16 protein-coding genes and 4 pseudogenes are annotated in these 14,424 nt (G+C 62.1%); 9 read left to right on the top strand and 11 right to left on the bottom strand.

Features of this window, described 5'->3' with window-relative positions:
- Positions 1-11: 11 nt before the first annotated feature.
- On the bottom strand, positions 12-494 hold the full coding sequence (locus tag MKK04_RS10990) for a glycine zipper domain-containing protein (RefSeq protein ID WP_207830274.1): 483 nt from the start codon (positions 492-494) through the stop codon (positions 12-14).
- 305 nt (positions 495-799) lie between these two features.
- On the bottom strand, positions 800-1,033 hold the full coding sequence (locus MKK04_RS10985) for a PLDc N-terminal domain-containing protein (RefSeq protein WP_241106579.1): 234 nt from the start codon (positions 1,031-1,033) through the stop codon (positions 800-802).
- A 183-nt stretch (positions 1,034-1,216) separates the two neighbouring features.
- Between MKK04_RS10985 and MKK04_RS10980 the strand changes: the two genes are divergently transcribed.
- From MKK04_RS10980 to MKK04_RS10955, 6 genes are all read left to right on the top strand, one after another.
- Positions 1,217-1,720, top strand: coding sequence for a CinA family protein (locus MKK04_RS10980; protein WP_207830278.1), 504 nt, complete (start codon positions 1,217-1,219; stop codon positions 1,718-1,720).
- Between the two features lie 13 nt (positions 1,721-1,733).
- Positions 1,734-2,240, top strand: coding sequence for a hypothetical protein (locus MKK04_RS10975; protein WP_233687494.1), 507 nt, complete (start codon positions 1,734-1,736; stop codon positions 2,238-2,240).
- Between the two features lie 9 nt (positions 2,241-2,249).
- Positions 2,250-2,693, top strand: a complete 444-nt coding sequence (locus tag MKK04_RS10970; RefSeq protein WP_087500755.1) for a DUF421 domain-containing protein — start codon at positions 2,250-2,252, stop codon at positions 2,691-2,693.
- A 123-nt stretch (positions 2,694-2,816) separates the two neighbouring features.
- A complete protein-coding gene (locus tag MKK04_RS10965; protein ID WP_063913538.1) occupies positions 2,817-3,281 on the top strand; it encodes a hemerythrin domain-containing protein in 465 nt (154 codons plus the stop codon).
- Positions 3,281-3,526 carry a hypothetical protein gene (locus tag MKK04_RS10960; protein WP_207830282.1) on the top strand — a complete coding sequence of 82 codons (246 nt, stop codon included), beginning with the start codon at positions 3,281-3,283 and terminating at the stop codon, positions 3,524-3,526. The genes MKK04_RS10965 and MKK04_RS10960 overlap by 1 nt, the downstream gene beginning before the upstream one ends.
- Positions 3,527-3,570: 44 nt before the next feature.
- The gene (locus tag MKK04_RS10955; RefSeq protein ID WP_207830284.1) at positions 3,571-3,714 is read left to right on the top strand and encodes a hypothetical protein; all 144 of its coding nucleotides are present in this window, start codon (positions 3,571-3,573) and stop codon (positions 3,712-3,714) included.
- 81 nt (positions 3,715-3,795) lie between these two features.
- Here the strand turns inward: MKK04_RS10955 and MKK04_RS10950 are convergent.
- The 6 genes and pseudogenes from MKK04_RS10950 to MKK04_RS10925 form a co-directional block, all read right to left on the bottom strand.
- Positions 3,796-3,879, bottom strand: a pseudogene (locus MKK04_RS10950) (exodeoxyribonuclease III); the annotation flags it as partial.
- Complete coding sequence (locus MKK04_RS10945) at positions 3,876-4,118, bottom strand: hypothetical protein (RefSeq protein WP_003257678.1); 243 nt, start codon at positions 4,116-4,118, stop codon at positions 3,876-3,878. The pseudogene MKK04_RS10950 and the gene MKK04_RS10945, both read right to left, overlap by 4 nt.
- 193 nt (positions 4,119-4,311) lie before the next feature.
- Complete coding sequence (locus tag MKK04_RS10940) at positions 4,312-4,926, bottom strand: hypothetical protein (RefSeq protein ID WP_241106799.1); 615 nt, start codon at positions 4,924-4,926, stop codon at positions 4,312-4,314.
- 664 nt (positions 4,927-5,590) lie between these two features.
- Positions 5,591-6,925 (bottom strand): MFS transporter, encoded by a 1,335-nt coding sequence (locus MKK04_RS10935; RefSeq protein WP_241106578.1) that lies wholly within the window; start codon positions 6,923-6,925, stop codon positions 5,591-5,593.
- A 52-nt stretch (positions 6,926-6,977) separates the two neighbouring features.
- A complete protein-coding gene (locus MKK04_RS10930; protein ID WP_241106798.1) occupies positions 6,978-8,048 on the bottom strand; it encodes a C45 family autoproteolytic acyltransferase/hydolase in 1,071 nt (356 codons plus the stop codon).
- 117 nt (positions 8,049-8,165) lie between these two features.
- Positions 8,166-9,095 (bottom strand): LysR family transcriptional regulator, encoded by a 930-nt coding sequence (locus MKK04_RS10925; RefSeq protein WP_207830294.1) that lies wholly within the window; start codon positions 9,093-9,095, stop codon positions 8,166-8,168.
- A gap of 244 nt (positions 9,096-9,339) precedes the next feature.
- Here MKK04_RS10925 and MKK04_RS10920 point away from each other — a divergent pair, with 244 nt between their 5' ends.
- Positions 9,340-11,061, top strand: a complete 1,722-nt coding sequence (locus MKK04_RS10920) for an amidohydrolase (protein ID WP_241106577.1) — start codon at positions 9,340-9,342, stop codon at positions 11,059-11,061.
- Positions 11,062-11,167: 106 nt separating this feature from the next.
- Positions 11,168-11,269: pseudogene (locus MKK04_RS26655) on the top strand (formate/nitrite transporter family protein); the annotation flags it as partial.
- 308 nt (positions 11,270-11,577) lie between these two features.
- Here the strand turns inward: MKK04_RS26655 and MKK04_RS10915 are convergent.
- The 3 genes and pseudogenes from MKK04_RS10915 to MKK04_RS10905 all read right to left on the bottom strand — a co-directional run.
- The gene (locus MKK04_RS10915; protein ID WP_233687496.1) at positions 11,578-11,985 is read right to left on the bottom strand and encodes an OsmC family protein; all 408 of its coding nucleotides are present in this window, start codon (positions 11,983-11,985) and stop codon (positions 11,578-11,580) included.
- A gap of 136 nt (positions 11,986-12,121) precedes the next feature.
- Positions 12,122-12,268: pseudogene (locus MKK04_RS10910) on the bottom strand (HlyD family secretion protein); the annotation flags it as partial.
- Positions 12,267-12,527: pseudogene (locus MKK04_RS10905) on the bottom strand (FUSC family protein); the annotation flags it as partial. The pseudogenes MKK04_RS10905 and MKK04_RS10910, both read right to left, overlap by 2 nt.
- 221 nt (positions 12,528-12,748) lie before the next feature.
- Between MKK04_RS10905 and MKK04_RS10900 the strand changes: the two are divergent.
- A complete protein-coding gene (locus MKK04_RS10900) occupies positions 12,749-14,401 on the top strand; it encodes a SulP family inorganic anion transporter (protein WP_233687497.1) in 1,653 nt (550 codons plus the stop codon).
- The last annotated feature ends 23 nt before the right edge of the window (positions 14,402-14,424 follow it).

The following is a 14,424-nucleotide window of genomic DNA, read 5'->3' as shown; positions in this document are numbered from 1 at the left end:
TAACGCCAGGGTCAGTCGTCGTGGCGGTGTTTGCGCCAGCCATAGTGATGGCCACGGTCGTGACGGTGGCGACGCCAGCCCCGATCGTCATCATCGTCGTCATAATCACGGTAGCGATGCCCACTTTCATCATCGTAGTCCCGGCCCATGTGGTTGCCCAAGGCACCACCCACACCGCCACCGGCCGCTGCGCCGATCATGCTGCCCGTAGTGCCGCCCATCTTGCGACCTACCACATTACCGCCAGCTGCACCCAAGGCGCCGCCAATGGCCGCCTCGCCACGGCTGTGTTTGTTGGCGCCCACCGCACTACCGGCCGCGCCACCCAGGCCTGCGCCGATTGCCGAGCCGGTGCTGCCGCCGATCGACTGGCCGACTACCGAGCCCAATACTCCACCCAATGCGCCACCTATACCTGCTTCGGTATTACCGCCTGCCGAAGCAACACCGCTAAGCAGGCCAAGTGACAACAAGAGAATCGAGGAGTACTTCATTTGTGAAAGCCTCAAAGGGATACCGAGGCGATCCTGAGGCTCTGGAAGGGGGCTTACAATGAAAATCCGACGAGTAACACGGCTTGAGAAAATTTTCTAAGTTGCTGTTTTTAAATTGAAACTTTAGGAATTTTCAACGGTCGTAGGCTAATTGCGGTCCCAGCAGCTGGCGGCGAAGCTGGCTTCTGATCAGTCCTTTGCGTGCCCGCGAAACAAGCGAAAGTACTGCAACGACCGCGCAACTGCCCAGGCCGACTTAACGTTTGCGCTGCGAGTTGTCATCGCTTCTTTCTTCATCTCCCCTCCTATCCCTTGCTGTGTTCAGGCGAAGATGGCCCCGTGCCGCGTTTGATTCCACGCGGCCCGAGCACACCCCAGATGGCCAGGCCGACAACAGGCAGCGCCAACAGCAGCAGCGCCCACATCGCCTTCGTCACCTCGGACTTGTCGCTGCGAAAAACACTGACGATGGCCCACAGATCGACCAACAGAATGATCGCCGCAACGGCGATCCAGAAATACGTCACAGGCTCGGTCATGATCCCCTCTCCTCTGTTTGATCCGGCAGCAGTACGCGGCTCGTGCGTCCTCCTACCAAGAGGAAGCCAGCAGACGCAACAAAGTTCAGGGAGCTTTACCTGACATCGATGAATGGCTCACAAGCAATGAACCAACCCCGCAAGAAACACGTCCACCAGAAAACAACGCACGAGTGACCGGCCATGGCGACCGACCCTGTACGCGAGGCCCTCGATTACCTCAAGGCCCACAAGCTGCTGCTGACCACCGCAGAATCCTGCACGGCCGGCGCCATGGTTGCGCTGCTGGCGGCAGTACCCGGTACCGGCGAGGTGCTGGAAAGCGGCTACGTGGTGTACTCGCCAAGTGCCAAGAAACGCCTGCTCGGCGTCAATCCCCAGACTATCGAACGCTACGGTCTGACCAGCGAGGCCGTAGCCTGGGAGATGGCGCTTGGCGCCTTGAAAGACAGCGACGCCACCGTCGCCATCGCCAGCACGGGTGTCGCCGGGCCGGAGCCGCAGGATGCCATCGCCCCAGGCACCGTGTGCTTCGCCTGGGCATTTGCCGGCGAGCCGCTGGCCGTGTTCACTCGCAGCCAGCGCTTTTTTGGCGAGCGCGCGGAGGTCATGCGCCAGGGTGCGCTCTACGGGTTGTCGCACCTGGCCCATTACCACCAACGCTGGCTGCGCGGTGAGCGCGCCTGAGGGGGCTGCGAGCATGGACGAAGAGGAGCTGGTTTCAAGGCGCCATCCCGTCGAGGAAGACATGCGGATGCAGCAGCGGGTGTGGCGTTTCGAACGGGTCGGATGGTATGCCCTGGTGCTGATCGTGCTGCTGGCCCTGGCCGGGTTGTTCGGCAACGGCCCGCTCAGTGACGCACAGGTCTCGAGTGAAGACGGCCGGGTACAGGTGGACTATCAGCGTCTCAGCCGCAGCGGCACCACCGACAAACTGCGTATCACGGTTCGCGGCACCGCAGGGGAGCCTGTGATGTTGTTGCTCGGGGGCAACCTGCTGCGCGAAGCCAGCATCGAAACGCTGCAGCCACAACCGCAAGCATCGCGTTCCCAAGGCCGGTCGCTCCTGCTCCAGCTTGGTACCAGCAAAGAAGGGATCGCCACTCTTTATCTGACCCTGCGCAGCGAATACGTCGGCACGCTCGAAGGTGTTGTCAGGGCTGGCCCGAGCAGCACAGTGCATTTCTCGACCTTTCTCTACCCCTAGGAGCGCGACATGGACTCCATTCTCCGTGCGGCAGGCATGTATATCGCGCTGATGCTGCTGTTTCGCGTGGCTGGCAGGCGCTCGCTGGCCGACCTGACCACCTTCGACTTCGTCCTGCTGCTGATCATTGGAGAGGCGACCCAGCAGGCCTTGCTGGGCGAGGACTTCTCATTCACCAACGCCATGCTGGTGATCGCCACGCTGATCGTTCTGGATGTCGGCCTGTCACTGGCCAAGCTCAACTCCAGGCGCCTGGCCCGGCTGGTCGATGGCCACGCGACACTGGTCGTGGATCAGGGGCGCTTTCTCCACCACCGAATGCGGCGGGCACGGCTGACCGAAGACGACATTCTCGAATCAGCCCGGGACAGCCAGGGTATCGAAAGCGTCGGGCAGATCAAGTTCGCCATCGTCGAGCGCAACGGCAAGATCTCGATCATCCCGCAGGAGTGACCCTACCTGCCGGGTACAAGGCAGCTGCGGCCCGGTACGTTGATCATCCGCTTTGAACCTTGTCGCACGCGCCTTACTCCATCGAAGGCAATCGTGATTTTTCCAACCCTGAAGAGGTGTTTCATGAACGCTATCGAACTGCTGATCCAGGATCATGAGCTGGTGAAAAAGCTGCTGGAGGAACTCTCCTCCACCACCGAGCGCGCGGTGAAGAAGCGCGCCGAGCTGCTCGAACGCATCAAGCAGGAAGTGACCATCCATACCGCGCTGGAAGAAGAAATCTTGTACCCGGCCATCAAGCAGGCCGGCGGCAAGGAAGAAGCGAAAATGTATTACGAAGCCAAGGAGGAGCACCGCACCGTCGACTCGCTGGTGCTGCCGGACCTGCTGCAGACCGAGACCGGCACCGTCGAGTTCGCCGGGCGGGTCAAGGTCATGAAGGAACTGCTGGAACACCATATCGAGGAAGAAGAAAGCGAGCTGTTCCCGACCGCCCGCAAACTACTGGGCAAACAGGAACTGGACAAGCTCGGACAGGCCATGGAGGCGCAGAAAAAGCTGCTCAAGGGCGAACAGCGTGCCGCGTGATGGAGGACTGGATCGACTTGCTTGACTGGCCGGCCATGGCCCTGACGGTGCTTGCCGCCTGGTGCATCGGTTCGCGGCGCCCTGGCCGGCGCAAGCTGGGTTTCTGCTGCTTCATCGCCAGCAATGTGCTGTGGGCCATCTGGGGGTGGCAGGCGCAAGCCTGGGCGCTGATCCTCCTGCAGGGTTGCCTGTGCGCCATGAACCTGCGGGGCTGGAAGAAAAATGCTGCTGTGGAGTCGGGCTGACGCCCGCTCACAAACCCGAGAGCCCAACGGCGAGGGACCAAACCATGATCGAACCCGACAACCCTGACCCTTACGTGGACGACATACCGCACAACCCGGGCGAACCTGTACCTGAACCAGAACAGGAGCAGGAAGCACCCGACTGGCCCGAAGGCCAGGTGCCGCCGGAGGAACAGTCTGACGGCTGAGGCTCAACCATCGAGCGGCGTTGCCTGCTTCGCCGGCAATGCCGCCCCCAGTCACCCAATCCTGCGCAAGGAGGCAAGCGTCTCCCGCTCCAGCCAGGCCAGCAGTGCCGGCAGTCGGCTACGAATGCCGTTGATGTTGAACGTGGCAATCTTCAGCGCTTTCATGCGTCGGGGTCGCTGACGTGGGCCTGTACGGCATCTTCCAGAGCACGTACATGGGCGTCATCGGCCAATGCCTTGAGTGCGAGCCAGTCGTCCCAATCGATGGCCCCATCGTCGCGCAGGGCCTCGGCGGTGCGCAGCAGTTCATGGTGGTAGGCATCCGGCGACTCACGGCGGTAACTGATGTCGTCGTACTGGGCGTACCAGGCCTCGAGCTCGGGGATGCTGCGTTCAATGCTCATGATGGGGCCCTCAAGGTGTCCTTTGCATTAAGAGCCTCCACCACGCAGCGACGTTCAAATTCAACGCCATTGGCCTGTCTTGTATGGCCATGTCGAGATCCTGAAGTTTCCCGCCCAGCCTCGGCGCATGAAACGAGCTCGCCGCGAACCAGGTTTCCCGGTTCACGGCGTATTTGAAGCGTTACTCAGGCAATCAGGTAGGAATGCCAGCCAGTCGCCACACAGGCGCTTGAACCGGTTCGGCCTGGCTGCGGTTGCGTGCCCACTGGGTCAGGGCAGCCATCATGGCAAAGCCGAGCAGGATCATCACCGGATAGGCCAGCAGCAACTCGGTCAGCGAGTATTTCCAGGCCAGTGGGCGACCGACGCCCAGCATCGCCGCATACAGCCAGGACACACCCGACAGTGCGCCGGAGAACAGCGCGAACATCCGCACGCCGAAATTCAGGTCGAGCAAGTTTCCCGCTTTGAGCAGGGCAGGCAAAACATAGCGATGCAACAACATGCCGTTAAAGGTCAACAACATGACGATAATGATTTTCGCGTGAAGTTTGGGATTGGCAAAATAGTTCATACCTTTATCAAGGTAGTCAATTCCAATCACTGCGGCGCCCGTGAGCCACAGGAATATCAGGGCATTGGCCACGGACTTCTGCAAGCGCGTCATATGCTGACTGTCATGCCCGGCCCCTTTTTGGCCTTTCAACAAGTTCCTGACCATCTCGGCGTCACTGGCGAATACCAGGCCGATGGCAATGCAACAGGCCAGTAAATGAACGTAAATCACCGACAACCGCACCAGCTCCATGGATTCTTTCTGCCCGAACAGGCTAATAATTGTATTAATCTCCACGACGTTTTCTCCACGTAATGCGTTAGCGCTAGATGACCTTGCAATAGGCGCGCGAACGTTTTAATCGCAGCGGCAAGACCAAATTCAAATCGTTAGTTGAAATAGCAGATCGTTTTTAATACACACGGTGGCTCACCCGAAGAGCCTCGGTTGGGCATGGCATTGCTCCACTGGTTCGAAAAAAAAAGCCCCATGAGCATCCCTGCGATGCCGATGAGGTTGAACGTCCATAAGTTCTGGGGGAAAGGCACCAGGTGCGATCTTGTTGAAAGCACCTGCTGGCAAATAGGAGTCAGCCTCGCCCAAATCGTTCATTTCTCAGGCAAAACGACCGACAGGCGGTACACTTAGTCAAGTTAGTTAGTTTGCTAAGTTGTTATAGTTTGACCGAATGGAAAGTTTTCACGGCAACTGGATCCAAACTTCACAAGCGACTTTGAATGCTCTACTCCGCTATTTTGCAGTTCCCCTTTTGCGGCGGGCCGTGTCTGAAGTGCCATCAGTCGGGCCAAAAACAGCCCCATTCCGATCGCCAGGCGCAGCCAACGACCCGTCTGTCGCCTTCAGCCTGCCAGCGCCCGCAACTCGGCCCGGGTGCTGCCAGGCAGCACAGGTACCGTCAATGAGTGCCCAAAGCCGCTGACGCCTGATGCCCCGGCGCCTCCTCATCGATCTGCGCCAGGCTCAAGCGCGATGTCTCGCGCAACATCAGCGAGCACACCGCGACCAGTGCCAGTGCCCCCGCGCCATACAGCGCCACGCCCAGCGGGTCATGGTCGGTGAGGATCAGGATTGCCGTGGCAACGCTCGAGGCGGTGCCGCCACCCAGCGCGGCGCCGACCTGATAGCTGGCCGAGATGCCCGAATAGCGCATGCTGCGCGGGAACTGCTCGCCGAGGAAGGCCGGGATGGGCCCTTGGGTCGCGCCCATCAGCAGGCCGGTCAGGCTGTAGGCGCACAAGGCGATGGCGAAGCTCTTCATGCCCACCAGGGAAAAGAACACGAACAGCCCCAGGGCCATGGCCGCTGCGCCGAAGCTCATCACCGTGCGCCGCCCCAGGCGGTCCGACAGGTAGCCGAACAACGGTGCCGACAGCACGATGGCGACCGACAGCGTCAGGTCGAACATCAGCGCCTCGGTACTGCCGAAACCCACCTGCGTGGCGTACGTCAGGAAGAAGGTGCTGCCGATATAGGCGATGGTGCAGTAACCGAAGGCGATCCCGGTGCACAACAATAGCTGCCGCGGACGTTGGCGCAGGGCCTCGGCCAACGGCGCACGCACGGGCTTGGTCAGTGACGCAGTGGCCGCTGCCGGCGCCCTCAGGCGCGCGTACAGGCCGATCAGTACCAAGGTGCCACCCAGCCAGAACGGGATGCGCCAGGCGAAATCGACCAGGTTGTCGTCGAAGGCCGCGCTGACGATGGCGAACACTCCAGCACCGAGGATGCCCCCCACGCCGATCCCCATGCTGGTGAAGCTGCCCCACAACCCGCGCCGCCCCGGTGGCGCAGACTCGATGCCGAACAGCGCGGCGCCCCCCCACTCCCCGCCTGCCGCAAAACCCTGGACCAGGCGCAGCAGCACCAGCAGGATCGGCGCGACCACGCCGACGCTGGCATGGCCGGGCAGGCAGCCGATGAGGAAGGTACTCATGCCCATCAGCAGCAAGGTCGCGACCAGGACCTTCTGTCGGCCGATGCGGTCACCGAAGTGGCCAAACACCAGCCCTCCCAACGGTCGGGCAAGAAAGCCCGCACCGAAGGCGCTGAAGGCCACCAGCGTGGCGGTCAGGTGGTCCATGTGCGGGAAGAACACCTGGGGAAACACCAGTGCAGCGGCAGTGCCGTAGATGATGAAGTCGTAGAACTCCAGCGCCGTCCCCAGGCCGGAGACACAGAAGGTTCGCAAGGCGGAGCGGGATGACGCAGGGTGGGAATGGTGCGCATGCATTGTTGTTGTTCTCGTTCGGCGGTGCCGCCTTGGCTGGCGGCACCGGGTTGGCTCAGAAAGTGTCGAAGCCGGCCTTGGCCAGGTGCACAGGCGTACCGGCTACGTACTGCAGGGCACAGCGTTCGGTGTCGATGCCGACGCTGAGCAAGGTTTCCCAGCGCTCGGTATCGGGCATGGCCATGTCCGGGTGGAAGCAGATCGGCGCACGGTCGCCCTCGGCGCCGCACATGGCCTCGGCCCGGGCACGCAGGTCAGCGCTGGCCATCTGGCCGACCACCTGCTCAAGGTGGCCCAGGCGGCATTGGCTATCGGCACGGTCGGCGACCTGCTCGCCCAGGCTCAGTTGTGGGTCGAGGAAGTGGTTGGTGTGCAGCAGCCAGCCGTCTTCTCCTGGCAGCACCAGGGCAGTGCGCGCGGGGCTCAGTTCGATGCTGGCTGCGCGCGGGCTGCTGTCCTGCCGCGAGAACACTGTCAGCACGGTAGAGGCACTGACCCGCGCCGACCGGGCAAGCTCGATGGCCTCCTCGACACTGCTGGCCTCCTCCAGCAGACGCCGGGCGATGGCGTGCACCGGCACACCACCATGGTCGTTGTCACTGGCATGGTGGAGAATATTGAAGTGCAGACCGAGGCCCGCACTGTTCACACCCAGCTTGGCGAGCATGCCGAATTCGCAGAACAGTTTGACGAGCATGCCGCGTTCGGTGTGCAGCGCCAGCATCAGACCATGGGGGCACAGGCTGTCATGCCAGTCCCAGGTCTGCAGGGTCTGCGGCACACGCGCGCCACGGGGTGCATGCACGGTGGTGGAGCATTCACTGTGGCGGGTGCGGGCCGCCAGCACTTCGGTGCGCGCGTTCAGGCTCGCCAGTTGCCACAGCGGCAGGTCGGCACCGCGGGCCATGCCGACCACTTCAGCGGCCAGGCCCGGGCTCCAGGTTTCCAGGGCAGCCAGGCTGTTTTCGCCGATGCGTTGCGCCTCGCTCAAGGGCACGCCAACCCGTGGGAAAAAGCCCAGGTACAGTGCAGTGGTGGTACGGATCTGTTCGGCGAAGCGCGCGCCAATCTGGTGGCCGCGCTCGAGCGGGTGGTGGATGTCGCTGACATGGGTGTGGATCTTCAAGGCGGGGAACTCCTGGTACAGGCCGGGGTGGTCAGGCAAGCACCGCTAGCCTAACGAGGCGCCCCCTGATCGATCATCGCCACAACCCGCACAACTTTTGTGCCCCGCTGGAAAAATTCAGCCCCACGCCAGCGCCTGCGCCCCCTGCCCGTGCAAATGTTCATGCAGCAAGGCAATGAACGCCTGCACCTTGCGGGTATTGCGCCGGTGCGGCAGGTACAGCACGTGTACCCAAGGGCCAAACGCGCTCAGGGCCCGCCAGTAATCAGGCATCACCTCCACCAGTTGCCCGTTGGCCAGGTAGGGCGCGGCGCACCAGGTGGGTACGAACTGCAAGCCCTGCCCATCGAGCAGGCAGGCCAGCAGGAAGTCGAAGTTGTCGCTCACCAGGCGGGGGGTGGGCTGGCGCACACGCAGCGTCTGGCCGCCGTGTTCGATCCACCAGAAGCTGCGGTTGAGCAGCGGGTGGCGCAGCAGCAGCCAGTCGTGCTGGGCATAGTTCTCCAGGGTGATCGCCTCGCCATGTCGGGCCAGGTAGGCAGGGCTGGCGCAAAGGATCACGCGGTTCTCGATCAGCGGCTGGGCGATCAGCTCCGGCTGGTCGGTGGGGCCGTCGCGCAGCGACAGGTCGTAGCCACCATCGATCAGGTCTTCGTTGGCATCGTTGAGGTTGACCTCCAGGCGCACCTGCGGGTGCTCGCGCATGAAGCGGCAACACACCTGGTTGAGAAATGCCGGGCCGAACGACGGCGGTGCGGTAATGCGCAGGGTGCCGCGCAGCGCGTGCTGCAACTGCTCCACTTCCTCGGTCACCCGTTGCAGGTGCATCAACGCCTGACGCGCGCCTTCCAGGTACAAGGTACCCGCCTCGGTCAGCGCCATGCGCCGGGTAGTGCGCTCGAACAGCCGCACGCCCAGTTCGCTCTCCAGGTGCGCGACGGCCTTGGTGATGGCCGACGGCGTCTTGCCCAGTTGCTCGGCCGCACGGCTGAAGCTGGCGTGTTCGGCGGCAGCGACGAAGATGGTCAGGGCCATCATCTTGTCCATGGTTTCTTCCTGTTCGGCACAAACGGTGGGAGTGATGCGAGGGTGGCGAGTATCTGCCCCTCCTATCAAACCCGCAAATGCCGGCGATTTGAATAGGCACGGCAAGGTCCGCTGCTTGCACCTTGGCAAATACGGGCTCGGGATTTTTTCCTCATCACGAAAAAAGTTGTGCCTGCCCTCGCCTTTATCCGCCCTAGCCCCCTGGCTAGGCTGCGGCGCCATCACGACAAGAACGAGGCACAGCATGAAACAGCTCCTGAAGATGGCAATCAGCGCCGGCCTGGCCTGCACCTGCATGCCGGGTTTCGCGGCAGTGGACCTGATCCTGCACAACGCCAAGGTCTACACCGCCGAGCCCGGCCAGCCCTTGCAGCAGGCCGTGGCCGTCGAAGGCGAGAAAATCGTCGCGGTAGGTTCCGACCAGGCCGTGCTACGCCTGAAGGCCAAAGGCACCCGGGTCATCGACCTGGGTGGCAAGGTGCTGATGCCGGGCATGCTCGACGCCCACTCGCATGCCATCAAGGGTGGCCTGCAACGGGTGCTGGCCGACCTCGCCGGCGAGCAGGTTGCCCTGGACGAACTGGAACGGCGCCTGCGCCAGTGGCGCAGCGACGGCAAGGCCGTGCGCGGCGAGTTCCTTGTCGTCGGTGGTGTACCGGGCACCTACTGGAATGACATTCCGGCGCTGGAACAGCGCTTCAACCACGGCGAATGGGCCGAGCAACCGATCCTGTTCGCCGCCAACGACATGCACACCGGCTGGGCCAACCAGGCCATGCTCAAGCGCGCCGCAATCGATGCCGACACCATTGCTGCCCTGCCTGCCGAGGCACGCAACACCATTGGCCAACACCCGGACGGCACACCAAACGGTTTCCTCGCCGATGCCAGCTACTACCCGGTGACCGACCTGCTCCCCGCGCTACCCCACGCCACCCTGCTGAACGCAGGGCGCATGGCCCTGGATTACTACAAACAGCTGGGCATCACCGGCTGGATGGACCCACTGACCAACGAGTTGCCGGGGGCCGATGTGAACAACCATTCGCTGGGCGTGCTGCCGGTGTACAAGGACCTCTCCGCACGCGGCGAACTGACCGCCCACGTCGCCGCCCTGTTGATGGCTGACTCCAGGGCAAGCCCCGCTGACCTGGACGAGCTGGACAAGATCCGCCGGCAGTTTCTCGGTGTGCACAACCTCACCCTGCCGGGCATCAAGGTGTTTGCCGACGGTGTTGCCGAAGCGCCAGCGCAAACGGCGGCAATGCTCGAACCCTACAGCAATTCCGGAAAGCACGGCGAACTGCTGCTGGACCCACAGCACTTTGGCGAATTGGTCAGCGCCGCCGATGCCCGTGGCTGGCTGGTGCACGTGCATGCCATCGGCGACCGCGCCGTGCGCGAGGCACTCAACGGCATCGAGCAGGCCCGGCGTGATCGCCACAGCGGCATCCCCCACTCCATCACCCACTTGCAGATGGTCAACCCCAGGGAATACACCCGCTTCAAACAGCTCGACGTGATTGCCGCGATGCAGCTGTACTGGGCCAGCGCCGACCAATCGAACATGGAACTGGTCAAGCCGTATGTGGATGCCATGGCGTTCATGCACACGTTCCCGGCACGGTCGCTGCTCAAGCATGGCGCCACCCTTGCTGGCGCCAGCGACTGGCCGATCACTACCCCGGACCCTTGGAAAGCGATCTACCAGGCCATCAGCCGCAAGGGGCCCAACGGTGTGCTCAACGCGGCTGAAACCATCGACCGTCAGGTGATGTTCCAGGCCTATACCCTCAACGCCGCCCGGGCCATGCGTCTGGAGCAGCAGACCGGTTCACTCAAGGTCGGCAAGCAGGCCGACATGATCGTGGTTGATCGGGACGTGTTCGACGTCGATGCCGAAACGCTGCGCGATACCCATGTGCTGCAGACCTGGTTTGCCGGGAAGCTGATCTACGCGCGCTGAACTGCGGGCCTCATCGACGCGGTCTGTCAACTCATCCATTCCATCGATTTGACCGCGTCAAATTGCCTCATGTAGCTTGCCGCCCTCTTCGAAGCTGGGCCAAAGGTTTGCCGGGTACTTGAGCTGGGGCAGTTGGCGGAGAACCTGGTGGCCGTGTTCCTGGGGAATGCGGTGGGTGGGGCGATCCTCGTGGGGCTGGCATATTACGTTTCCTACGGTGTGCCTTCGCAGGAAACGTGTGAGGTGCAGTTAAGCACCACGGCACCGCAGTGTCTGGCACCGGCTTCGCCGGTATTCGCGGCTAAAGCCGCTCCCACAGGTACTACCCGTGCAGAACCCAGGGCACGATCCGCAGGATACGCCCCACTCCCCCTGCTGCACTACCGCGTAGGTGGGCTGGACAGTCGTTTCATGGCCGAAAACCCTGAGGTGCAGGTGCATCTTGAAGCCACCAACCGTCGTGTGGACGTATCAGGCGAAGGCCTCACGGTGGATTGCCCAATGCAGCACCTTGTTTCATCCAACCAGCTTGCTGGCGATGATGATTTCGCCGCTCAACACCTTGTGAATGGGGCAGGCATTGGCAACTTCCAGCAAGCGCGTGCGTTGCTCATCGCTCAGCGGGCCGCTCAAACGAATGTCACGGGCAATCTGGATCCGGGGTTCGCGCCCCAGTTGTTCCTGCTCGATGCGGATATCCACATCAATGGCTTGCAACGGCATTTCCTTGCGATGTGCGTACATGGCAACCGTGATGGAGGTGCAGGCGCCGAGCGAAGACAGCAACAGCCCATGGGGTGACGGACCGACATCCCCGCCCCCTGCCGCCGCGTCAACATCGCTGGCCCACTGGTGCAGGCCGTCTGTCACGTTCACCTCGTACGCCACGCCTGCAAAAGAGGCGCGAATAGCTCGCTCTGCCATTGAAACTCCTGATTGACGATTGCCTGTGGCCACCTGGCAACGCAGGCTGCAAAGCCTGAATGATAGATGCACGCCTGAACTGACGATAGGCGATGAAATGCACCGCAGCGTTCTGCCTGATGAACGCTGCCCCCTGTTACTCGAGAATGGTGACGGCGGCTGTGGTCCCCGCGCGCAAAGGGGGCGCGTCGGCACTGCGCTCAAGGCGCAGCCGTACCGGGATGCGCTGGGCAAGCTTGACCCAGGTGTAACTCGGGTTGACGTTGGCCAGCAGGCGGTTGCCACAAGGCCATGAGAACCACCGCCATGGCTGCCCCCGCGGCGGTGCCCAGTACCTGGGCAAAACTGCGTTTTAGGGCCATGCCGGCCAACGACAGGCTGATGATGATCACGGTCATCAGCGCCCACTTCGGCTGCTCAAGGTCGAAGATGAACGCCAGGTAGAGGCACAGCAAGCCTGCAACGATGGTGCGCAGTGCGAAGAACAGCACCCCACGGCCAGGGTTCAAGGCCAGCTTGAAATACGAAATCAGTGGAGCCATCCGGCACCTCGGGACACGACCAGGGAACCGCGCAGGGGCGCATGGTTCGCCAGGCCGGGTTAGTACATTGACTGGAGGCGAAAGCAGGTTTACTGACGACAGGCTGGATTCCGGGACGCTGTGTCCCATCTCACGAACAGCGGCCCAGGTTTACCATTGGGTGCTCCTCCTGCGCATGACATGCTAAATACTATGTGCATGCACCCACCAAGGAGCCTGCAATGATCGCGGTACGCGAAGCCTGGAAAGCCGGCTTGTTCAAACGTGAACACTGGATGCGCAACCTTGTATCCGGCCTTATCGTTGGGGTTGTTGCGCTTCCCCTCGCCATGGCCTTCGCCATCGCGTCCGGGGTCAAGCCGGAGCAAGGTATCTACACGGCAATCATAGGCGGGTTGCTGGTTTCCCTGCTGGGCGGCAGTCGATTGCAAATCGCCGGGCCTACCGGAGCATTCATCGTGATCCTCGCAGGGGTGACGGCGAAGTACGGAGTCGAAGGCTTGCAACTGGCCACGATGATGGCTGGCGCCATACTGCTGGTGCTTGGCATTACCCGCCTGGGCGCAGTCATCAAGTTCATTCCCGACCCGGTGATCGTGGGTTTCACCGCCGGTATCGGCATCATCATCTGGGTGGGGCAATGGCGGGATTTCTTCGGTCTGCCCGAAATCGAAGGCGGGCACTTCCACGAAAAACTATGGCATCTGTTGCAAGCCCTGCCGGACCTCCACATTGCCACGACGCTGCTCGCAACCTGCAGCCTTGCCCTGCTGGTCCTTGCGCCAAGGTTGCCCGTGCTGAAACGCCTGCCCGGGCCACTGGTAGCCATGGTGTTCGCGACGCTCATTCAATCTCTGTTCCACTTTGACGGTGTGGCTACCATCGGCACCGCCTTCGGCGCGATTCCACAGGGTTTGCCATCGCTCACCTGGCCCGAGGTTTCCCTCGCGCGCGTGATCGAACTGATCGGGCCGGCCTTCGCGATCGCCATGCTCGGGGCCATCGAATCGTTGCTTTCTGCTGTCGTGGCCGACGGCATGGCAGGGACCAGGCACGACTCGAATCAGGAACTGATCGGCCAAGGGGTCGCCAACCTGGTCGTGCCGCTATTCGGGGGGTTTGCCGCCACCGGGGCCATTGCCCGGACAGCGACCAACATCCGCAATGGAGCTACCGGGCCACTGGCCGGCATCGTCCATGCCGTGACGCTGGTACTGATCATTCTGTTCCTCGCGCCGCTGGCGTCGAACATTCCACTCTGCGCACTGGCGGCGATTCTGTTCGTCGTCGCCTACAACATGAGCGAGTTGAAGCATTTCAAGCGCATGCTGCAACGCGCACCGAGAGCCGACATCGCCATCCTGCTCGTCACCTTCACCTTGACGGTGTTCAGCGACCTGGTGATTGCCGTGAATATCGGCGTCATCCTCGCCATGCTTCAGTTCATGCGCCGCATGGCATCGTCCGTCGAAGTCCAACAGGTGGTCGAAGAGGAACTGGCCAGTGAACTGCACAGCAACGGCCAGACATCGCTTCCCCCCGGCGTGATGGTGTACACCATCGAAGGCCCGCTGTTCTTTGGCGCCGCTGAAACCTTCGAGCGCGCGCTGTCACAAACGCATACCGACCCTGAGCTGCTGGTGATCTGCCTGAAGCGGGTGCCGTTCATGGATATCACGGGTCTGCAAACCCTGGAGGAAGTGATCCAGCAACTGCACAAACGCCAGATCGTGGTGAAACTGTGCGAAGCCAACAGCAAGGTGCTCGGCAAGCTGGAAAGGACCGGTATCTTGCGGCTGCTTGGCCCTGAGCACTATCACCACACGCTCGGTACAGCCCTGCTGGAAGCACAGGCAACAGCGGCAGAGAACTGAATTCACAAGCGCTACGCGTACCC

Origin of the sequence: Pseudomonas sp. LS.1a (assembly GCF_022533585.1) — a bacterium.
In the GTDB taxonomy this organism is placed as follows: Bacteria; Pseudomonadota; Gammaproteobacteria; order Pseudomonadales; family Pseudomonadaceae; genus Aquipseudomonas.
This window is presented reverse-complemented; position numbering and strand designations above follow the sequence as displayed.

Coding starts and splice junctions, on each gene's coding strand:
- MKK04_RS10990 (WP_207830274.1), bottom strand. CDS start 494: ATGAAGTACTCCTCGATTCTCTTGTTGTCACTTGGCCTGCTTAGCGGT.
- MKK04_RS10985 (WP_241106579.1), bottom strand. CDS start 1,033: ATGACCGAGCCTGTGACGTATTTCTGGATCGCCGTTGCGGCGATCATT.
- MKK04_RS10980 (WP_207830278.1), top strand. CDS start 1,217: ATGGCGACCGACCCTGTACGCGAGGCCCTCGATTACCTCAAGGCCCAC.
- MKK04_RS10975 (WP_233687494.1), top strand. CDS start 1,734: ATGGACGAAGAGGAGCTGGTTTCAAGGCGCCATCCCGTCGAGGAAGAC.
- MKK04_RS10970 (WP_087500755.1), top strand. CDS start 2,250: ATGGACTCCATTCTCCGTGCGGCAGGCATGTATATCGCGCTGATGCTG.
- MKK04_RS10965 (WP_063913538.1), top strand. CDS start 2,817: ATGAACGCTATCGAACTGCTGATCCAGGATCATGAGCTGGTGAAAAAG.
- MKK04_RS10960 (WP_207830282.1), top strand. CDS start 3,281: ATGGAGGACTGGATCGACTTGCTTGACTGGCCGGCCATGGCCCTGACG.
- MKK04_RS10955 (WP_207830284.1), top strand. CDS start 3,571: ATGATCGAACCCGACAACCCTGACCCTTACGTGGACGACATACCGCAC.
- MKK04_RS10945 (WP_003257678.1), bottom strand. CDS start 4,118: ATGAGCATTGAACGCAGCATCCCCGAGCTCGAGGCCTGGTACGCCCAG.
- MKK04_RS10940 (WP_241106799.1), bottom strand. CDS start 4,926: ATGGAGCTGGTGCGGTTGTCGGTGATTTACGTTCATTTACTGGCCTGT.
- MKK04_RS10935 (WP_241106578.1), bottom strand. CDS start 6,925: ATGCATGCGCACCATTCCCACCCTGCGTCATCCCGCTCCGCCTTGCGA.
- MKK04_RS10925 (WP_207830294.1), bottom strand. CDS start 9,095: ATGGACAAGATGATGGCCCTGACCATCTTCGTCGCTGCCGCCGAACAC.
- MKK04_RS10920 (WP_241106577.1), top strand. CDS start 9,340: ATGAAACAGCTCCTGAAGATGGCAATCAGCGCCGGCCTGGCCTGCACC.
- MKK04_RS10915 (WP_233687496.1), bottom strand. CDS start 11,985: ATGGCAGAGCGAGCTATTCGCGCCTCTTTTGCAGGCGTGGCGTACGAG.
- MKK04_RS10900 (WP_233687497.1), top strand. CDS start 12,749: ATGATCGCGGTACGCGAAGCCTGGAAAGCCGGCTTGTTCAAACGTGAA.